This is a genomic window from Shewanella algicola, assembly GCF_014648035.1.
Taxonomy (GTDB): Bacteria; Pseudomonadota; Gammaproteobacteria; order Enterobacterales; family Shewanellaceae; genus Shewanella; species Shewanella algicola.
In genome coordinates, this window is sequence record NZ_BMQI01000125.1 from 1 (window position 1) to 2,043 (window position 2,043).

At 44.6% G+C, this 2,043-nt stretch carries 1 protein-coding gene; it reads left to right on the forward strand.

The genetic code is table 11. The features are described 5' to 3' along the window. Positions 1-518: 518 nt before the first annotated feature. Complete coding sequence (gene ltrA / locus IEY42_RS21990; RefSeq protein WP_188927298.1) at positions 519-1,991, forward strand: group II intron reverse transcriptase/maturase; 1,473 nt, start codon at positions 519-521, stop codon at positions 1,989-1,991. Positions 1,992-2,043: the final 52 nt, after the last annotated feature.

Genomic DNA, 2,043 nt, shown 5'->3' on the forward strand with positions numbered 1-2,043 from the left:
TCACCAGATGAACCTAGGAGCCTGAATAAAGTAGCGGCTCTGACAATGTAATGAAGATTGGTTATAGGCCAATCGGGATCTGAATCGTGAGAGAACGATCCTCCTGATAACCACAAATTGGGTGAGTGCTAGGTAGTCAGTATGATGAACATAAGTGAATCCGCGTAAGGTGCGTTATGTGATGAAACAGCGGAAGTGGTTTATATGCTGTGGCCAAAAGGCAATGAGAGTTGGAAAGAGATTGCCCCATGTTCTTTCGTGATCAATATAACTCTTCGCACTATAGCGGGCATCTACCCTGACATTGCGCGACATACGGAACACGGTAAGCCTATATCGCTCCCTCTGGGAAAGCTTTTATGGCCGATAGCGATGCAGGTATAGGAGGTTGGAAAAAGCAAAGGCTGCATTGTAACGATGCAGATACAGACTAGTGTCTGGTCACGAAAGTGAGCCCACTTCCGACTGGTCTCCCGTTGCAAGATAATTTGAAGAACTTTATTCAAGGAGAAACGCAAATGATGATTTCAACAGAAATTAGTGCCACTCCTGACGGCGTTCAATGGCAGTCAATAGACTGGAAATCCGTTGAACCGCATGTATTAAAGCTTCAAATGCGTATTGCAAAGGCAACACGAGAAGGTAAACACGGTAAGGCGAAAGCGTTGCAATGGATACTGACTCACTCGCGTTCAGCAAAACTTCTTGCTGTTAAACGAGTATCAAAAAGCAAAGGCAGTAGAACGCCTGGAATAGATGGTGTCATCTGGAGCACGGATGCACGCCGCATGAAAGCTGTAAATCAATTGAGCAGGAAGGCATATCAAGCCAAACCACTCAAGCGTATCTATATCCCCAAAAAGAATGGCAAACTTAGACCTCTTGGTATCCCATGCATGATAGACAGAGCACAACAAGCGCTCCACCTTCTTGCATTAGAGCCTATATCGGAGACGCTTGCTGACCCAAACAGCTATGGATTTAGACCAAATCGTAGCACTGCCGACGCAGTCGATCAGTGCTTCAAATGCTTGGCTCTAAAGAAATCAGCGCAATGGGTTCTTGAGGGAGATATCAAATCCTGCTTTGACCAAATCGGGCATCAATGGCTTGTTGATAACATCGCCATAGATAAACGAATGTTGGAACAATGGTTAAAGTCTGGTTTTATGGATAAAGGGCTGTTTTATCGTACTGATGAGGGCACACCACAAGGAGGGGTTATATCCCCAACCTTGATGCTAATGACTCTTGCAGGACTCGAACAGCGCATAAAGTCTACAGCACTCAAAAAGGGTGCTAGAGCCAACTTTATTGGATACGCCGACGATTTCGTCGTCACCTGCGCTTCAAAGGAAGTGCTCGAGAACGATATCAAACCGTTGATCGCAGATTTCTTAGCGGAAAGAGGCTTAACACTCTCCGAAGAGAAAACGCACATTACCCACATCAATAATGGTTTTGACTTCTTAGGATTCAATCATAGGAAGTACAAAGGAAAATTGCTCATTAAACCGAGCAAGTCCAATACCTTGTTGTTCTTGAGTAACCTGCGCGAACTCATCAAAAAGCACGCAACCATCCCTGTTAACGATCTTATCAAACTGATAAATCCGAAACTAAGGGGCTGGTCGAACTATTATCGACATTGCGTTGCTAAACAAGTATTCGGATATGTTGGGCACAAACTATTCTACGCGTTGTGGCACTGGGCAGTAAGGCGCCATCCAACAAAGTCTAAGACTTGGGTAGCCCTTAAATACTTCATCAACCGCAAAGGCCAATGGCAATTTCACGGTTGGCAGAAGGTCAAGGATATGGATTGCCAATTCAATCTATTCCAAATAGCCAAAGTGCCTATTGAGAGACACGTGAAAATCCGAAGTTCGGCTATACCATTCGATCCTCAACACCAAGAATATTTGGCTAGGAGAAAATCGAAAAGGCAAGCTCGTAATTCTTGGAATGAATCAGCTCTCACTGCTTTATAAGTTGCTGGGTATCTAACGATACCTTTGTGGAGGCTTGAGCCTAGTGCAGTGA